General features: G+C 65.6%; 22 protein-coding genes and 1 riboswitch. Of the genes, 12 read left to right on the top strand and 10 right to left on the bottom strand.

The genetic code is table 11. The features are described from left to right. Positions 1-229: 229 nt before the first annotated feature. Both OKW76_RS10225 and OKW76_RS10230 read right to left on the bottom strand, forming a co-directional pair. Positions 230-1,225 carry an NAD(P)H-dependent flavin oxidoreductase gene (locus OKW76_RS10225; protein WP_265548799.1) on the bottom strand — a complete coding sequence of 332 codons (996 nt, stop codon included), beginning with the start codon at positions 1,223-1,225 and terminating at the stop codon, positions 230-232. Between the two features lie 181 nt (positions 1,226-1,406). Continuing rightward, the gene (locus tag OKW76_RS10230; RefSeq protein ID WP_265548800.1) at positions 1,407-2,663 is read right to left on the bottom strand and encodes an aspartate kinase; all 1,257 of its coding nucleotides are present in this window, start codon (positions 2,661-2,663) and stop codon (positions 1,407-1,409) included. 52 nt (positions 2,664-2,715) lie between these two features. On the opposite strand from OKW76_RS10230, the gene ubiG reads away from it, so the two are divergent. Further along, positions 2,716-3,441, top strand: coding sequence for a bifunctional 2-polyprenyl-6-hydroxyphenol methylase/3-demethylubiquinol 3-O-methyltransferase UbiG (gene ubiG / locus OKW76_RS10235; RefSeq protein WP_265548801.1), 726 nt, complete (start codon positions 2,716-2,718; stop codon positions 3,439-3,441). Here ubiG and OKW76_RS10240 read toward each other — a convergent pair whose 3' ends face one another. Further along, positions 3,442-3,813 carry a tRNA-binding protein gene (locus tag OKW76_RS10240; protein WP_265548802.1) on the bottom strand — a complete coding sequence of 124 codons (372 nt, stop codon included), beginning with the start codon at positions 3,811-3,813 and terminating at the stop codon, positions 3,442-3,444. Positions 3,814-3,861: 48 nt separating this feature from the next. Between OKW76_RS10240 and OKW76_RS10245 the strand changes: the two genes are divergently transcribed. The 4 genes from OKW76_RS10245 to OKW76_RS10260 all read left to right on the top strand — a co-directional run bounded on the left by OKW76_RS10245 (position 3,862) and on the right by OKW76_RS10260 (position 5,220). After that, complete coding sequence (locus OKW76_RS10245) at positions 3,862-4,446, top strand: hypothetical protein (protein WP_265548803.1); 585 nt, start codon at positions 3,862-3,864, stop codon at positions 4,444-4,446. Positions 4,447-4,448: 2 nt separating this feature from the next. After that, entirely contained in the window at positions 4,449-4,733 is a 285-nt protein-coding gene (locus OKW76_RS10250) for a DUF427 domain-containing protein (protein WP_256508112.1), read from the top strand. Next, positions 4,730-5,029, top strand: a complete 300-nt coding sequence (locus OKW76_RS10255) for an alkylphosphonate utilization protein (RefSeq protein ID WP_265548804.1) — start codon at positions 4,730-4,732, stop codon at positions 5,027-5,029. The genes OKW76_RS10250 and OKW76_RS10255 overlap by 4 nt, the downstream gene beginning before the upstream one ends. A gap of 65 nt (positions 5,030-5,094) precedes the next feature. Continuing rightward, positions 5,095-5,220 carry a hypothetical protein gene (locus OKW76_RS10260; protein WP_265548805.1) on the top strand — a complete coding sequence of 42 codons (126 nt, stop codon included), beginning with the start codon at positions 5,095-5,097 and terminating at the stop codon, positions 5,218-5,220. Between the two features lie 47 nt (positions 5,221-5,267). Here the strand turns inward: OKW76_RS10260 and OKW76_RS10265 are convergent, their stop codons facing one another. Beyond that, a complete protein-coding gene (locus tag OKW76_RS10265; protein ID WP_265548806.1) occupies positions 5,268-5,474 on the bottom strand; it encodes a hypothetical protein in 207 nt (68 codons plus the stop codon). 56 nt (positions 5,475-5,530) lie between these two features. On the opposite strand from OKW76_RS10265, the gene OKW76_RS10270 reads away from it, so the two are divergent. From OKW76_RS10270 to OKW76_RS10300, 7 genes are all read left to right on the top strand, one after another. After that, positions 5,531-6,079, top strand: coding sequence for a hypothetical protein (locus tag OKW76_RS10270; protein ID WP_265548807.1), 549 nt, complete (start codon positions 5,531-5,533; stop codon positions 6,077-6,079). A gap of 249 nt (positions 6,080-6,328) precedes the next feature. Then, entirely contained in the window at positions 6,329-6,757 is a 429-nt protein-coding gene (locus OKW76_RS10275; RefSeq protein WP_265548808.1) for a cupin domain-containing protein, read from the top strand. Between the two features lie 56 nt (positions 6,758-6,813). Continuing rightward, on the top strand, positions 6,814-7,032 hold the full coding sequence (locus tag OKW76_RS10280; RefSeq protein WP_256505633.1) for a TraY domain-containing protein: 219 nt from the start codon (positions 6,814-6,816) through the stop codon (positions 7,030-7,032). Beyond that, positions 7,016-7,282, top strand: a complete 267-nt coding sequence (locus OKW76_RS10285) for a type II toxin-antitoxin system RelE family toxin (RefSeq protein WP_265548809.1) — start codon at positions 7,016-7,018, stop codon at positions 7,280-7,282. The genes OKW76_RS10280 and OKW76_RS10285 overlap by 17 nt, the downstream gene beginning before the upstream one ends. 72 nt (positions 7,283-7,354) lie before the next feature. Further along, the gene (locus OKW76_RS10290) at positions 7,355-7,627 is read left to right on the top strand and encodes a type II toxin-antitoxin system Phd/YefM family antitoxin (RefSeq protein WP_265548810.1); all 273 of its coding nucleotides are present in this window, start codon (positions 7,355-7,357) and stop codon (positions 7,625-7,627) included. Further along, positions 7,624-7,890, top strand: coding sequence for a Txe/YoeB family addiction module toxin (locus OKW76_RS10295; RefSeq protein ID WP_265548811.1), 267 nt, complete (start codon positions 7,624-7,626; stop codon positions 7,888-7,890). Before OKW76_RS10290 ends, OKW76_RS10295 begins: the two co-directional genes overlap by 4 nt. 75 nt (positions 7,891-7,965) lie before the next feature. Beyond that, positions 7,966-8,895: a 5'-nucleotidase gene (locus OKW76_RS10300; protein WP_265548812.1), complete on the top strand. Its 930-nt coding sequence runs from the start codon at positions 7,966-7,968 to the stop codon at positions 8,893-8,895. A gap of 146 nt (positions 8,896-9,041) precedes the next feature. Here the strand turns inward: OKW76_RS10300 and thiC are convergent, their stop codons facing one another. The 6 genes from thiC to OKW76_RS10330 form a co-directional block, all read right to left on the bottom strand. Then, positions 9,042-10,982: a phosphomethylpyrimidine synthase ThiC gene (gene thiC, locus OKW76_RS10305; RefSeq protein WP_265548813.1), complete on the bottom strand. Its 1,941-nt coding sequence runs from the start codon at positions 10,980-10,982 to the stop codon at positions 9,042-9,044. Positions 10,983-11,018: 36 nt separating this feature from the next. Continuing rightward, positions 11,019-11,128, bottom strand: a riboswitch (TPP riboswitch). A 6-nt stretch (positions 11,129-11,134) separates the two neighbouring features. Then, entirely contained in the window at positions 11,135-11,479 is a 345-nt protein-coding gene (locus tag OKW76_RS10310) for a hypothetical protein (protein WP_265548814.1), read from the bottom strand. Continuing rightward, a complete protein-coding gene (locus OKW76_RS10315) occupies positions 11,463-12,338 on the bottom strand; it encodes a MipA/OmpV family protein (protein ID WP_265548815.1) in 876 nt (291 codons plus the stop codon). Before OKW76_RS10315 ends, OKW76_RS10310 begins: the two co-directional genes overlap by 17 nt. A gap of 78 nt (positions 12,339-12,416) precedes the next feature. Continuing rightward, on the bottom strand, positions 12,417-12,863 hold the full coding sequence (locus OKW76_RS10320; RefSeq protein ID WP_322740080.1) for a DUF2141 domain-containing protein: 447 nt from the start codon (positions 12,861-12,863) through the stop codon (positions 12,417-12,419). Next, on the bottom strand, positions 12,766-13,569 hold the full coding sequence (locus OKW76_RS10325; protein WP_265548816.1) for a sterol desaturase family protein: 804 nt from the start codon (positions 13,567-13,569) through the stop codon (positions 12,766-12,768). The genes OKW76_RS10320 and OKW76_RS10325 overlap by 98 nt, the downstream gene beginning before the upstream one ends. A 316-nt stretch (positions 13,570-13,885) precedes the next feature. Beyond that, positions 13,886-14,737, bottom strand: a complete 852-nt coding sequence (locus OKW76_RS10330; protein WP_265548817.1) for a universal stress protein — start codon at positions 14,735-14,737, stop codon at positions 13,886-13,888. Positions 14,738-14,743: the final 6 nt, after the last annotated feature.

The following is a 14,743-nucleotide window of genomic DNA, read 5'->3' on the forward strand; positions in this document are numbered from 1 at the left end:
GAGGATGAAGGGATGTGCCTAAGAAGATATTAACGGATGCGGGACGGTATCCGCACTTCGGCGCAGATCACGGGCTGCGCGGGACAAATGCGACGAACGCATGTGCAGGGGAGTACCGGCGGTTCGTAATCGCCCGTCGCGCTTCCGGTTTGCCGATGGGAATGAGCGGGTTTAGCGCCGCCGCCCCGTTCAGGAGCGGCTTGCCACTATCCTCGCTTGTAGGACAGCGTTAGGCGGCCCGCTTTTCCAGCGCCTGCGCGGCTTGCGCCATCAGCGATTCGATGATTTCCGCAACCGGTTCTTCCTTCGTGACCATCCCCACCGACTGGCCCGCCATCAGACTGCCATGCTCGACATCGCCATCGACGACCGCGCGGCGAAGCGCGCCCGCCCAATAATGTTCGATCTGCAACTGCGCCTCGAGCATCGCGGCCTTGTCGGTCGACAGCATGTCGAGCGTCGCGGCGACTTCGCGCTGCTTGGCGGTGAACAGGTCCGAGCCGGCATTTTTGAGCGCGCGCACCGGGATCACCGGCAGTCGCGGATCGACCTGGACGGTCGCGACCGCGTCGCGCGCCGAGGCCCGCAGGAACGCCTTCTTGAAATTGGGGTGCGCGATCGATTCGGTGGCGCAAACGAAACGCGTGCCGAGCTGGACGCCCGCCGCGCCCATGTCGAGATAGCCCGCAATCGCCTCGCCGCGGCCGATGCCACCGGCGACGAACACCGGCACCTGATCGGCGATCTCGGGCAGCATTTCCTGCGCCAGCACGCTGGTCGAGACCGGGCCGATATGGCCGCCGGCTTCCATCCCCTCGATCACCAGCGCGTCGACCCCCGATTTGATGAGCTTCTTGGCGAGGCTGAGCGCGGGGGCGAAGGCGATGACCTTGGCGCCGGTCGCCTTGATCGCCTCGAGGCTGCCCTTGGGGGGCAGGCCGCCGGCGAGCACGATATGCGTGACGCCGTGGCGCGCGCAGACGTCGATCAGCTCGAACAATTGCGGGTGCATCGTGATGAGGTTTACGCCGAACGGCTTATCGGTGAGGTTGCCGGTCGCGGCGATCTCACGGTCGAGCAATTCGGGGGTCATCGCGCCGCAGGCAATCACGCCGAAGCCGCCGGCGTTCGATATCGCAGCGACGAGGTTGCGCTCGCTGACCCACGACATCGCGCCGCACATGATCGCGACTTCGGAGCCGAGAAATTCGACGCCGCGCGCCATGCGGCGGGTTAGGCGCGCTGCTCCCTCTCCCGCTTGCGGGAGAGGGCCGGGGTGAGGGTTTGTGTCGGTCATGCTAATCGGCTTTCGGTTTGCTGTATCTGGCAGGACAGACCCTCACCCTTCCCACGCCGCTTTGCGGCGCGGGCCCCTTCCCTCTCCCGCAGGCGGGAGAGGGAGAGTATCACGCTGCAACCACTTCGGGGGCGTCGAGGCCATAGGCGGTGTGGAGGACGCGAACCGCCAGCTCGGTGTAATCCTCTTCGACCAGCACGCTCACCTTGATCTCGCTGGTAGCGATCGCGAGGATGTTGATGCCGCGCGCACCGAGCGTTTCGAACATCGTCGCGGCGACGCCGGCGTGGCTGCGCATGCCGACCCCGACCACCGAGATCTTGGCCACGCGCGGATCGTGGATCAGCTTGGCGAAGCCGATCGTCGCGCGTTCCTTTTCGAGCGTGTCGAGCGCGCGCGCCAGATCGGCCTTGGGCACGGTGAAGGTCACGTCGGTCGAGCCGCTCGAATGCGCGACGTTCTGGACGATCATGTCGACGTTGATGCCTGCGGTGGCGAGCGGGCCGAAGATCGCCGCGACCGCGCCGGGGCGATCGGGGACTTCGGCGAGCGTCACCTTCGCCTCGTTCTTGTCGTGCGCGATACCGGTGATGAGCTGGCTTTCCATATCGTCGATCTCCTCTTCGCCCACGATCATCGTGCCGGGGCGGGGCGCCCCGTCTTCGCCGACGAAGGACGACAGCACCTGGATGCGCACGCCCTCCTTCATCGCCAGCCCGACCGAGCGCGTCTGGAGCACTTTCGCCCCGACGCTCGCGAGTTCGAGCATTTCTTCGTATGTCACCTTCTGCAGCTTGCGGGCACGCGGCACGATGCGCGGATCGGTGGTATAGACGCCATCGACGTCGGTGTAGATGTCGCAGCGATCGGCCTTCATCGCCGCCGCCATCGCCACCGCCGAGGTATCCGACCCGCCGCGCCCGAGCGTCGTCACGCGGTTGGCGTCGGACACACCCTGGAACCCCGGCACCACCGCGACGATCCGCGCGGCGAGGCTGGCGTTGAGCGCTTCGGTTTCGATCTCGCCGATCCGCGCCGAGGCGTGGGCGTCCGAGGTGTGGATCGGCAATTGCCAGCCGAGCCAGCTGCGCGCCGGCACGCCGGCGGCCTGGAGCGCGATCGCGAGCAAGCCCGACGTCACCTGCTCGCCGCTCGACACGACGACGTCATATTCGCGCGGATCGTAGAGCGAGGATGCCTCGCGGCAGAACCCCACCAGCCGATCGGTGTCGCCCGCCATCGCCGAGACCACCACCGCGATCTCGTGCCCGGCATCCCATTCGCGCTTTACGAGCGCAGCCACGGTGCGGATACGCTCGATGCCCGCCATCGAGGTGCCGCCGAATTTCATCACGATGCGCGCCATGCCGCCTTCAGACCCTCTTGGGAGCAATGGCGCGGACTGTTAGGAAAGCCGCATGACAAAGGCAATCACGATCGATCCCGCCGAAGCCGCGCATTTTGGCACGCTGGCCGCCGACTGGTGGAACCCCAAGGGCAGCTCTGCGATGCTCCACCGGCTGAACCCGGTGCGGTTACGGCATATCCGGCAGGCGGCGGATGCGCATTGGGGGTGCGAGCCCAACGACTATCAGCCGCTGCGCGGCCGCAGCGCGCTCGACGTCGGCTGCGGTGCGGGGCTGCTCGCCGAGCCGCTGGCGCGATTGGGAGCGAAGGTGACCGGGGTCGATGCGGCACCCGAGAATGTCGGCGCGGCGGCGGCGCATGCCGCCAGCGCGGGGCTCGACATCCGCTATCTGGCGGGTGAGCTCGATTTGCTGGCGGGCGAGCGGTTCGACCTTGTCTGTTCGATGGAGGTGATCGAGCATGTCGCCGATCCGGCGGGGTTCGTCCGCGGGCTGGCCGATGCGCTGGCTGAAGACGGGCTGCTGGTGCTCTCGACCCCCAACCGTACCGCGCTATCGCGGGTGGCGATGGTGTCGGTCGCCGAGGGGTTCGGGATGATCCCGCGGGGGACGCATGACTGGGACAAGTTCCTGACCCCCGACGAGCTGACCGCATTGCTTGGCCTAGCGGGGCTGCGCGTGACCGACATCCGGGGCCTGTCGTTCAGCCCGGCGCGGGGGTTCGTGCTGGGCGAGGATCTGTCGCTCGATTATCTGGTGACTGCGGTGCGCGGCTGATCAAAACAGGCGGCCGCCATTGGGAACCGGCTCGCTGGGGCGGACCAGCACGACGCGGCCTTCGGCGTCGGGGAAGCCCAATGTCAACACTTCGGACATCACCGGGCCGATCTGGCGCGGCGGGAAGTTGACGACTGCCGCGACCTGGGTGCCGACCAGCTCCTGCGGGGTATAGTGTTCGGTGATCTGCGCCGAGGAACGCTTGGTGCCGATCGTCGGGCCGAAATCGATCGTGAGGACATAAGCGGGCTTGCGGGCCTTGGCGGAGATTTCGGCTGCCACGATCGTGCCGATGCGGATGTCGACGGCGAGGAACTGGTCGAAGCCAATCGTCGGGGCGGGCGGCGCGGCGGAATCGTGGGTGGCGTGCATCGGGCGAGCATAGCTTGCCTGGGGCGGCGAAGGCGATAGGGTCGGGCGATGCGGAGACTGGCAATCGGGGTGGCGGCGGCGATACTGCTGGGGGGATGTGCGGCGCGGCCCGCGGCGGACGCGCAGGCGGCGTTCTTCGATCGGTTGCAGGCGTTGTGCGGCAAGGCGTTTGCTGGGCGCGTGACCACTACCGATCCCGCGGGTAGCAGTTTTGCAGGCAAGCCGTTGGTGATGCACGTTCGTGACTGTTCGGCCGACACCATCCGTATCCCCTTTCATGTCGGCGACGACCGATCGCGGACCTGGGTGATCAGTCGAACGCCCGGCGGATTGCGGCTGAAGCACGACCATCGTCATGCCGATGGCAGCGCGGATGCGGTGACCCAATATGGCGGCGACACTGCCGGCCCCGGCACCGCGACGCTGCGGGCCTTTCCGGTCGATGCCGAATCGATCGCTTTGTTCACCGCGACCGGGCGGAGCGTATCGAACACCAATGTGTGGGAAGTCGAAGTCACCGACACCATCTTCGCCTATGGGCTGCGGCGCGCCGACCGGCATTTCCGGGTGGCGTTCGACCTGACCCGCCCCGTCGCGGCGCCGCCGCCGCCCTGGGGGCAACAAGGAGCATGACGATGGTAGAGGCACGCTGGAACGGACAGGTGATCGCTTCGAGCGACGATACCGTGGTGGTCGAGGGCAATCATTATTTTCCTGCCGATTCGGTCGATCCCGCGCTGCTGAAGGCCAGCGCCACGACGAGCAACTGCCCGTGGAAGGGCACCGCGCATTATCACACGCTGGTGGTCGACGGGGCCGAGAACCGCGACGCGGTGTGGTATTACCCCGAGCCCAAGGACAAGGCCGCACAGATCAAGGGGCGGCTGGCGTTCTGGAAGGGTGTCGAGGTCAAGGCGTGAGCGGCGACGACTATGTCTATGACGAGGCGAGCGGCGAGTGGGTCGCGGCGGGGGCGGTTGCGACTGCTGCGGGCGACGATGCTGTCGTGGTGCGCGATTCGGTGGGCAATGTGCTGGCCGATGGCGACCAGGTGACCTTGATCAAGGACCTGACCGTCAAGGGCGCGGGGCAGACGCTCAAGCGCGGGACGCTGATCAAATCGATCCGGCTGACCGGCGACGCGCAGGAAATCGACTGCAAGTTCGACGGCATCAAGGGGCTGGTGCTGCGCGCCGAATTCGTTCGCAAGCGCTAGCTGGCGGGGCGGCGCGAACCGGCGTATTATCGGCATGGGGCCTCCCGCCCCTTCAGGAACCGATCATGGCCAAGGGCCAGAAAAAGACCAGCCGCGAGACGCGCAAGCCCAAGGCCGAGAAACCGCCGAAGCAGAACGCGTCGAACCCGTCGACCAAGGGCAAGCCGGTGGGGCTCGACGCCAAGGGTTGAGGGTTCGGGGGCGGGGCTCACGGTGGCGGAAAGCTACAAAAGCTACACTACGTACCCCCCGGATTCGCCCCTTCCCCGCCCGCCGACCCACCTGCCGCCGCCCCCGCCTGGCTGGCCGCGGCGATGCTCGCGCGCAGCTCGGCGAGGTCGAATTCGGCATCGTCGGCACGTTCGGCCTCCTTGCCCCGGTCCTGGCGAAGCCGGTCGTTTTCGGCGACCAGCTTCTCATGCGCCTCTTCGGGGGTGTCGGGCATGACGCAACGGGAGCCCGGCGACATCGGACGCCGGCGCGCGGGCGGATCTGTGCGAGATGCGCATCGTCGCACAGCGCGATCATCGCATCGAAGAGCCCCAAGGTGTTTGCCTCGGGGTGCTGGCTGGCGGACTTCACCTTGTCGATCCAAGCGCCGTAGCGCATCGGATCGCGATAGCGCAGCAGGAACATCGCCAGCCTTTCGTCATAATAGCGCCGCTCGCCGACCTGTTTCCCCTGGAAGAAGACCGGGCGCGCGACGCCGTGGATCGCGCGCGAGGTCACCGCGTCCGAAAGCTGCCCGACGGCATGTTCGAGCGCCCAGCGCCATGCCGCGCGAAAGCTGGCCGCCCTGGGATCGCCGCGCAGCCGATAGGCGGCGACTCGGTTCATCCCCACCGATTCGGCGGCCTGGGTGACGCAGCCGGTGGCGGCGAGCGCTTCGATGAACTCGGTCTGGCGATCGGGGGTCCAGCCGTCGCTTCGTTCGCGCAACGGGACCGGATCGAAATCGGGCATGGTGTTCGCGGCATCGTCGGCGGGCGGCGATGGCGGCGCGGGCGGGATGGGGCGGCGCGATCTTGGCATGGCGCGAGGCAAGCATGAATCGGGGGTTGTAGGACAGCGCGTTTGGGCTCGGGTTGGACCGAAATGGCGGTTTGTGTGGCGGTTTGGCATCCATCAGGGGTGGGGCGTGGGTTTCTCGACTTCGCTCGAAACGAACGGGTGGCGGGGGGGGGCGAGACGGACGGTTGGGTGGCACGAACCGAAGGGTTTGGGGGGCATGAAACGGACGGTTGGGGGGCTGGAAATCAACGGTTTGGGGGATGGTGGCGCTGGGCTTATGCTGGCGCGATGACCGATGCCGCCGCCCTGATCGCCCGCCTGGACCTGGCCCCGCATCCCGAGGGCGGGTGGTATCGCGAGACGTGGAGGGCGCCTGCCCCCGAGGGCGAGCGCGCGAGTGCGAGCGCGATCCTGTTCCTGCTCGATGCCGGCGAGCGATCGCACTGGCACCGGGTGGATGCCGCCGAATTGTGGCTGTGGCACGCGGGCAGCGCGCTCGCGCTGCGCACCGCGGCGAGCGACGCGGGGCCGGTGGAGACGCTGCGGCTGGGCGGCGACGTGCTGGCGGGCGAGGTGCCGCAGGGGCTGGTGCCCGCCGGGTGGTGGCAGGCGGCCGAGGCGACCGAAGGCTGGGCGCTGGTGAGCTGCGTGGTGTCGCCGGGGTTCGGGTTCGCGGGGTTCGAGCTGGCCGCGGCGGGGTGGGCGCCGGGGGATTGAGCCCGCGTTGCGGCGGATGCACGCTTGCTATACATGTATAGCGACAGGAGGCGGCGATGCTGGCAGTGCGATTGGATACCGAAACCGAGGCGCGGCTCGAAGCGCTCGCCGCGCGGACGGGGCGGACCAAGACCTTCTATGCACGCGAGGCGATCGTCGCGCATCTCGACGATCTCGAGGATTTCTATCTGGCCGAGGAGCGACTGCGCGATTTCCGCGACGGCGACGCGATCCCGCTTGCCGATCTGAAGGCGCAGCTTGGCCTGGCGGATTGAGTTCCTGCCCGAGGCGGCGAAGGAACTGGCCAAGCTCGACCGCACCGCAGCGGCGCGGATCATCAAGACGTTGGAGACGCGGATCGCCGTGCAGGACGATCCACGTTCGCTGGGAAGCGCGCTGACGGGCGACCATGCGGGCTATTGGCGCTGGCGGATCGGCGACTATCGCGTGGTGGCGCGCATCGAGGATGACCGGGTGCTGATCCTGGTAGTGCGAGTGGCGCATCGGCGCGAGGTGTATCGGTGAGGGTGGCGGCGTTCGGGTGCGACGATTGCCGCCTAGCTTTACGGGCGCGTCGCGTATTGCTGTTTGTACGCGATGGCGTACATTGTCGACATGGAAAGCCTGAGCATCTCCGAAGCGCGCGCCAATATGAAGGCGGTGGTCGATCGCGTCGTGGCCGACAAGGCACCGGTGGCGATCACCCGCCAGCGCGGCGAGGGCGTGGTGATGATCTCGGCGAGCGAATGGGCGTCGATCGAGGAAACATTGTACCTGCTGCAGTCGCCGGCGAACGCGCGCGCGCTGATCGAATCGATCGCCGAGCTGGACGCCGGCAAGGGTAGCGAGCGCGACCTGATCGCGCCGTGAAGCTGGTCTTTTCGTCGCGCGCCTGGGACCAGTATCTCGAATGGCAGGGCGACGATCGGCGCGGGCTGGAGCGCATCAACGCATTGCTCAAGGAATGCATGCGCGATCCCTTTCGCGGAACCGGCAAGCCCGAGCCGCTGGGCGGCAATCTAGCCGGCTGGTGGTCGCGCCGGATCACCCGCGAGGATCGGCTGGTGTATCGGGTTACGGGTAAGGGTGAGGGGCAGGTGCTGGAAGTGGCGCAGTGTCGGTATCATTATTGAGGCATGCTACCAAGCAAATCTCATATCAGAGGCACGTAAGCTTTACACGTTCCAACTCGACGATATGTTTGTACGATGGCCTACCCAATAGAAAACAAGCTTGTTGTTGGGATCACATCGTCAGCCCTATTCGATTTCACGGCTGAGGACGAGATTTTTCAGAGTGAAGGCCTTGAGGCCTTTAAAAAATACCAAATCGCGAACCGAAAAATTCCGCCAGCACCGGGGGCGGCTTTCCCATTCATAAAGCGGCTTTTGGGGCTAAATAGAAAGTTTCCCGAGCAGTCACCCGTTGAGGTCGTAATTCTTTCGAGAAACGACCCCGCGGCAGGGGCTAGGATCACGGACGCCATTCCTGGATATGATTTAGATATATCACGATATTTCTTTCTCTCGGGAGCAAGCCCTTACCCGTACATGAAGTCTGTTCATGCCTGCCTGTATCTGAGCACCAACAAGGAAGAGGTGAAAACTGCTGTCGCGGAGGGTCATCCGGCGGGTTATGTTCTTCCATGCGCCGCACTGGATGATGAACTAGATACTCAGCTGAGGATTGCCTTCGATTTTGACGGAATTTTAGTCGATGACGAAGCAGAGCAGCAATATGCAAAGGGAGGGCTTGATCTGTTTCGCCATCACGAAATTCAGCACAGCGCTCGACCGTTGAAGAATGGCCCTCTCATGCCGCTGCTTCAAAAGATATCTAATATTCAACAGATTGAGCGAGACCACCCACAACATGTCAATGATCCCGACAAAGCAGTCCGAGTGGCGATTGTAACTGCGCGTAACGCGCCCGCTCATGAAAGAATGATGACCACTCTTAAGCACCATGGCATCGAAGTGGACGAGCTTTTCCTGACCGGTGGCATTGAGAAGAAGAATATTCTTGACGTTTTGCGCCCGCAGATTTTTTTTGATGACCAACTCGGGCATTTGCAGCCGGCTTCCGGAAGTACGCCCTGTGTCCATATTCCTTTCGGCGTGAGAAACATCGACAATTAAGTAGAGCCAAGCTGGGAGTTCAAACGGTGTGCGACACATCCGGCATCGAGCGCATCTTGATTTCTCCGCGAGGCGCAACGCACCTGCTGAGCCCCTCCACCATGCTGCGCATGGTCGCCCTCCCCCTTTCAGTGGAGGATTAGGCTTCAGTCCCGCTCGCGCCTGGCAGCGCCGATGTAGAGTTCGCTGCCGGTTTGTTTGAAGATGTCGCTCATCGCGGCCATGCCGGCTTCGGCTTCGGGGGTGGTGGTTGGGGCGAAGCCCCCTCCGTCATCGCTGCGCGATGCCACCTCCCCCGCCGCTGCGCTATGGGGGAGGATCGAAGCGGCCAGGAAGCTGTCGGCGCTTTGGTTTTGCTTGGCGGCGAATTCGCGGACTTCGGCGGTGATCTTCATGCTGCAGAATTTGGGGCCGCACATCGAGCAGAAATGCGCGGTCTTGGCGCCTTCCGCCGGCAGCGTCTGGTCGTGGTATTGCTCCGCCGTGTCGGGGTCGAGCGACAGGTTGAACTGGTCGCGCCAGCGGAATTCGAAGCGGGCGCGGCTCAGCGCATCGTCGCGCAGCTTGGCGGCGGGGTGGCCCTTGGCGAGATCGGCGGCGTGGGCGGCCAGCTTGTAGGTGACGACGCCGACCTTGACGTCGTCGCGGTCGGGCAGGCCCAGATGCTCCTTGGGGGTGACGTAACACAGCATCGCGCAGCCGAACCAGCCGATCATCGCCGCGCCGATGCCGCTGGTGATATGGTCGTACCCCGGCGCGATGTCGGTGGTTAGCGGCCCCAGCGTGTAGAAGGGGGCTTCGCCGCAGGCCTCGAGCTGCTTGTCCATATTGGCCTTGATCTTGTGCATCGGCACATGGCCCGGCCCTTCGATCATCACCTGGATGTCATGGTTCCAGGCGATCTTGGTGAGTTCGCCCAGCGTGTGGAGTTCGGCGAACTGCGCTTCGTCATTGGCGTCGGCGATGCTGCCGGGGCGCAGGCCGTCGCCCAGCGAGAAGGCGACGTCATACGCCTTCATGATCTCGCAGATTTCCTCGAAGCGGGTGTAGAGGAAGCTCTCCTGGTGATGCGCGAGGCACCATTTGGCCATGATCGATCCGCCGCGGCTGACGATGCCGGTGACGCGCTTGGCGGTCATCGGTATGTACGGCAGGCGGACGCCGGCGTGGATAGTGAAATAGTCGACTCCCTGTTCGGCCTGCTCGATCAGCGTGTCGCGGAAGATGTCCCAGTTGAGATCCTCGGCGATGCCGCCGACTTTCTCGAGCGCCTGGTAGATCGGGACGGTGCCGATCGGGACGGGCGAGTTGCGCAGGATCCATTCGCGAGTGTCGTGGATGTTGCGGCCGGTCGACAGGTCCATCACGGTATCGGCACCCCAGCGGATCGACCAGACGAGCTTGTCGACTTCCTTGGCGACGTCTGACGCGACGGCGGAGTTGCCGATATTGGCGTTGATCTTGACCAGAAAGTTGCGGCCGATCGCCATCGGTTCGGATTCGGGGTGGTTGATGTTGCTAGGGATGATCGCGCGGCCGCGGGCGACCTCGTCGCGGACGAATTCGGGGGTGACATAGTCGGGGATCGACGCGCCGAAGTCGTGGCCGTCGCGGATATGGCCGATGAGCTGTTCGCGGCCCAGGTTTTCGCGGGTGGCGACATATTCCATCTCAGGCGTGATGATGCCGCGGCGGGCATAGTGCATCTGGCTGACATTGGCGCCGGGCTTGGCGCGCAGCACCTGCTTGCGGACATTGGGGAAGGGCTGGACGCCGCCCGAGCGATCGGGGCCGAGCTGGCCGTTATCCTCGGGGCGGACTTCGCGCTGGGCGACCTGCTCGACATCGCCGCGGCCGACGATCCAGTCTCGGCGCAGTTCGGGGAGGCCCGCCATGATGTCGATGCGGGCATTGGCGTCGGTATAGGGGCCCGAGGGGTCGTAGACGCGCAACGGGGGCTCGTCGCAGCTGGGATCGAGGACGATCTCGCGCATCGCGACGCCGAGCGGGCCGACGTGAATTTTGCGGCTGCCCCGGATCGGGCCGGTGGTGACTTTCAATTCGGTGCGCGCGGGAATGTCGGCCATGATGCTCTCCAAATATTGGGGAGAGCACGGGCTCCGGGTGAAGCGCCGCTCCCTCCCTACGCCGGTATCAACCGGATCAGGTTCAGCGGGTCGGGGGCTGCTGCCCCCCTCTCAAGCGCGCATGCAGCGCTCCCCCGGGGAATGGCAGCACGCTAGGCGGGTTCGGGGGCGTCGGCAAGCGCGGCGTGCCACGCGGCATAGGGGGTGGTGTGCGCCATGTGGCGGTTGAGGTCGGGGGCGCCGTCGGTCCACCAGACCGGGCCGCGTTCGCCCAGGGCCGTCTTGGCAGCGTCGACGCGCGCGCGGGCCTTGGCCATCGCTTGCGGATCGGCGGCGCGCTTGGCCGCCCCCACCGCACGGCGTGCGTCCATCAGTTCGTGGACGAGCGCGGCGCGGGTGGCTTCGGGGAGCGACGGGTCGGCGCGCCGCCAGAGCCGGCCGCGCACGACGATGTAGCGACCGTCGGGGGTTACCGGCGGCTCAGAACGAATAGGCAAGGCCCACGGTGCCAAGCCACTGGTGCGGCGAACCCGCGATCGCGGTGACCGGGCTGGCGCTGAAATCGCCCAGCAGGCGGCGATAGGTGCCGCCGACCACCATCTGCAGCCCGCCGGTCAGATCGCCGGTGAGCGAATGCGCGCCGGCAAAACCGATCGTGTAGTTCTTCCACCCGCCATCGGCATCGAACACCGGCAGCCCGCTGCGCAGCGATTCGGCGGCCGAGACGCTGAAATACGCGTCGCCATAGCCATTTTCGACACGCTCGGCCGAGAGGAACAGCCCGACCAGCGCCTTGGTGCTGAGCGGGGTGGTGTAGGCGAGCGTCGGGGTGAGGATGCCGCTGTCATGCGCGCCGGCGACGTCGTAGCGATAGCTGATCGTCGCCGACAGCCGGTCATAGTCGCTGGTGAGCACCCCGGTCTTGCCGATGCCGACATAGCCGCCCAATTCGATCGCGGTGTTGCGCTCTTCGAGCAGCGCCACCTGCGGATCGTCGATCGCGTCGGCGCTGGTGCGGTTGAAGCCGATGACGCCGATCGGGCCGGCCTGGATATCGACCGTCGGGCCATAGCCGTCGCGGATCAGGTCGACGCTGAGGCGATTGCCGAGGAAGGTGAAGCGGAAGCCCTCGAGCTGGCCGATCGCGGCGGGGACCGGCGAGAAGCCGTAATCGTCCGAGCCTTCGTAATTGGGCAGGATGCCCGCGCCCGCGCCGACGATCGCGAAGTCGCCGCGCGGATCGGCGGTTTCGGGGTCGGGGACGGCCGAAGGCTGGGGAGCGGCGTCCTGCGCCAGCGCGGGGACGGCCAGGAACGACAGGCCGAGACCGGCGAGCAGGAAAAGCTTGGTTTTCAAAGGAACGCGCTCCGGAATCTGGCAGAAGGAATTGCCAGCGAAACGCCAGCGTTCAGTTATTGGTTCCGCCGCAGTGCGTCATAGCATGTAACGAAGCTTCACCTGTTGTATTTGGGCATCATTGCCGAAGGCGAAGCGCGCCGCCGAAAAGCGCGGCGGACCAAAGCCGATGCGCGGGTTGCGCGAAAAGCCGAAGCCTTCGCGCGGGATGCCGGCGAAGGTGTCGAGCTTGCGGTTGGCGTTCTCGTCGTGGAACACCGCGATCGCGTAATTGCCGTGCGGCAGCGCATCGAAGCGCATCGCGCGGTCGCCCGCGGGCACCACGCGGCTCACCGCGCGGGCATCGTCGACGCAATTGGGGAAATTGTCGGGATCGGCGGTGAGGCAGAATTGGAGCACGCCGCGCGCATTGCGCAGCTCGGCGACCTCAACCTTCAGCTGCGACACCGGCATCGCGCCGCCCAGCGCGATCGCCGCCAGCGGCAACGCCAGCGCGCGGACGCGCAGCCTGGGCGAAATCGCCAAGGCCCTTGTCGGTACCGCAGACGTGGTCCCAGAAGCGGAAATATAGCCCATAGTTGCACCCATATCGTTCATGATGCCGCTGGTGATGGCTGGCGGTAATCAACCAGCGTCCCAATGGCCCCTGCACGATGAACCTAGGGAAAACCTCCCAGCCCATGTGGTTGGTGACCCCCATAACGGTCATGACGGTAAGGACAATGCACAGTCCGACGGTGTGGATCGGAATCACGAACACCAGTAGCGGAATTATCACGGCACCGGTGAGCGCTTCAACCGGGTGGAACGCCATCGCCGCCCAGGCGGTAGGCGGGCGGCTGGCATGGTGGACGGCGTGCGCGATGCGAAACCATTTGGGAATGTGCATCCAGCGATGCGTCCAATAGAACCACGTATCGTGCAGGAAGAGATACGCCAGCACCGAGACCGGCAGATACCATAAGGGATAGGCGTTCACGTCGCTGTAGATCCGCGTCCAGCCGTGATTGTCCCAGCCCCAGGCGATGATTCCTGCGGGAATGCCGTAGATCGCCGCCGACATCATCGACCATTTGATCTCGCGCCCGATCTGCTGGTCGAGCCCGGTATAGAGCCCGGGCCGCGTCGCGCGGGTGAGCAATGCGAACGCGCCGCTGGCGAGGAGATAGCGGACACCGACGATGACCGTCATCGCGAGCGCCGAGAGGAGGATGGCGAGACCGATCGACATGGGGGGGATGTAGGGCAGTGGGGGGGCGGACGCTAGGGGATTGGGTGGGGTGGGGAGTCGAGCAGCGATGGGCTGTCGTTCGCCCGCATGGGGATATCCCACAGCCGATGATGTTACAGGAAGCTTTGGCAGCGCCGCCAAAACCTCGCCTCCAAAAAGCCGAGGTTACAATCGGCGAGTGAGGCCGGGACCTGTAGCGCACGAACTTGATCGAGCGCCACCGGCGCCCGACCGACCGCCGATCGGGATTCCTGCGCCTCAAGCTCGCTACGCGCGACAGGCGTGTCGCGGGAATACGCGCCGTTCAGCAGCCTGGTTACCGCACCAGCAGCACCGGTGCATGAACGGTACGAACCATCGTCGTCGTGGTGCTGCCGACGATCAGCGTACGGAGCGGCGAATGACCATAAGCCCCCATCACCAGCATCGCGCCCGGCGTCTGCTCAACGATCTCGGCGATCACCTGTTCGGGCTTGCCCTTGCGCAGCGATGTCGTGACCTCGTGCCCCGCGCGCAATTGCTCGGCGGCGGCTTCCAGTGCGCGGCGATGGCCGTCATTTTCGCTGTCGGCCATCACGATATGTACCGGGAGCCCGACAAATAGCGGCGAGTTTACCAGCCGCTCGAGCGCGCGATCAGCAGCCGGGCCCGCGTCATAGGCGAATACAACGCTGCTTGGCGCTTGTGCGGCGCGGTTCGCGATCAGGATCGGCTTGCTGCTCGCGCGCACGACGCGCTCGATCTTCGACCCGATATGGTCGGTCGCGAACTCATGGCCCGCACCGCGCTTGCCGATGACGACGACGCGCGCATCGGCCTCCTGCTCGAGGATCGTCTCGACGATGCCGCCATGCCGGTGAAGGACAGCGACGTCGGCAACACCGCTTTCACGCAGCCGTGCTTCGCCGGCCTTGAGCAGCGCGCGGCCCCGCTCGACCTGCAGCCGGGCGTCGGTCTCCTCGAGCCGCACCAATTCCTCCATCAGGTCGGTCTTGGCGCCGAGGCCGATCGCGCCCGAAAGGTCGCCGCGTGCTGCGACCGCATCCTTGCGCTGGACGATGTGGAGCAGTTCGACGGGCATTTCGAGCCGCTTGGCGGCCCAGGCGGCCAGGTCGCACACGCTGTTGGCGTAGTTCGACGCGTCGATGCAGGCGAGAATCTTCTGCATAGTCAC

Source organism: Sphingomonas sp. S1-29 (assembly GCF_026167545.1).
GTDB lineage: Bacteria > Pseudomonadota > Alphaproteobacteria > Sphingomonadales > Sphingomonadaceae > Sphingomonas.

Excerpts from the sequence above, each read along its gene's own strand:
- OKW76_RS10275 (WP_265548808.1), top strand. The coding sequence starts at position 6,329 with ATGACCGATGCCGCCGCCCTGATCGCCCGCCTGGACCTGGCCCCGCAT.
- OKW76_RS10280 (WP_256505633.1), top strand. The coding sequence starts at position 6,814 with ATGCTGGCAGTGCGATTGGATACCGAAACCGAGGCGCGGCTCGAAGCG.
- OKW76_RS10290 (WP_265548810.1), top strand. The coding sequence starts at position 7,355 with ATGGCGTACATTGTCGACATGGAAAGCCTGAGCATCTCCGAAGCGCGC.
- OKW76_RS10250 (WP_256508112.1), top strand. The coding sequence starts at position 4,449 with ATGGTAGAGGCACGCTGGAACGGACAGGTGATCGCTTCGAGCGACGAT.
- OKW76_RS10325 (WP_265548816.1), bottom strand. The coding sequence starts at position 13,569 with ATGTCGATCGGTCTCGCCATCCTCCTCTCGGCGCTCGCGATGACGGTC.
- OKW76_RS10300 (WP_265548812.1), top strand. The coding sequence starts at position 7,966 with ATGGCCTACCCAATAGAAAACAAGCTTGTTGTTGGGATCACATCGTCA.
- OKW76_RS10225 (WP_265548799.1), bottom strand. The coding sequence starts at position 1,225 with ATGGCGCGCGGCGTCGAATTTCTCGGCTCCGAAGTCGCGATCATGTGC.
- OKW76_RS10330 (WP_265548817.1), bottom strand. The coding sequence starts at position 14,737 with ATGCAGAAGATTCTCGCCTGCATCGACGCGTCGAACTACGCCAACAGC.
- ubiG (WP_265548801.1), top strand. The coding sequence starts at position 2,716 with ATGACAAAGGCAATCACGATCGATCCCGCCGAAGCCGCGCATTTTGGC.
- OKW76_RS10245 (WP_265548803.1), top strand. The coding sequence starts at position 3,862 with ATGCGGAGACTGGCAATCGGGGTGGCGGCGGCGATACTGCTGGGGGGA.
- OKW76_RS10270 (WP_265548807.1), top strand. The coding sequence starts at position 5,531 with ATGCGCATCGTCGCACAGCGCGATCATCGCATCGAAGAGCCCCAAGGT.
- OKW76_RS10260 (WP_265548805.1), top strand. The coding sequence starts at position 5,095 with ATGGCCAAGGGCCAGAAAAAGACCAGCCGCGAGACGCGCAAGCCCAAG.
- OKW76_RS10240 (WP_265548802.1), bottom strand. The coding sequence starts at position 3,813 with ATGCACGCCACCCACGATTCCGCCGCGCCGCCCGCCCCGACGATTGGC.
- thiC (WP_265548813.1), bottom strand. The coding sequence starts at position 10,982 with ATGGCCGACATTCCCGCGCGCACCGAATTGAAAGTCACCACCGGCCCG.
- OKW76_RS10265 (WP_265548806.1), bottom strand. The coding sequence starts at position 5,474 with ATGCCCGACACCCCCGAAGAGGCGCATGAGAAGCTGGTCGCCGAAAAC.
- OKW76_RS10230 (WP_265548800.1), bottom strand. The coding sequence starts at position 2,663 with ATGGCGCGCATCGTGATGAAATTCGGCGGCACCTCGATGGCGGGCATC.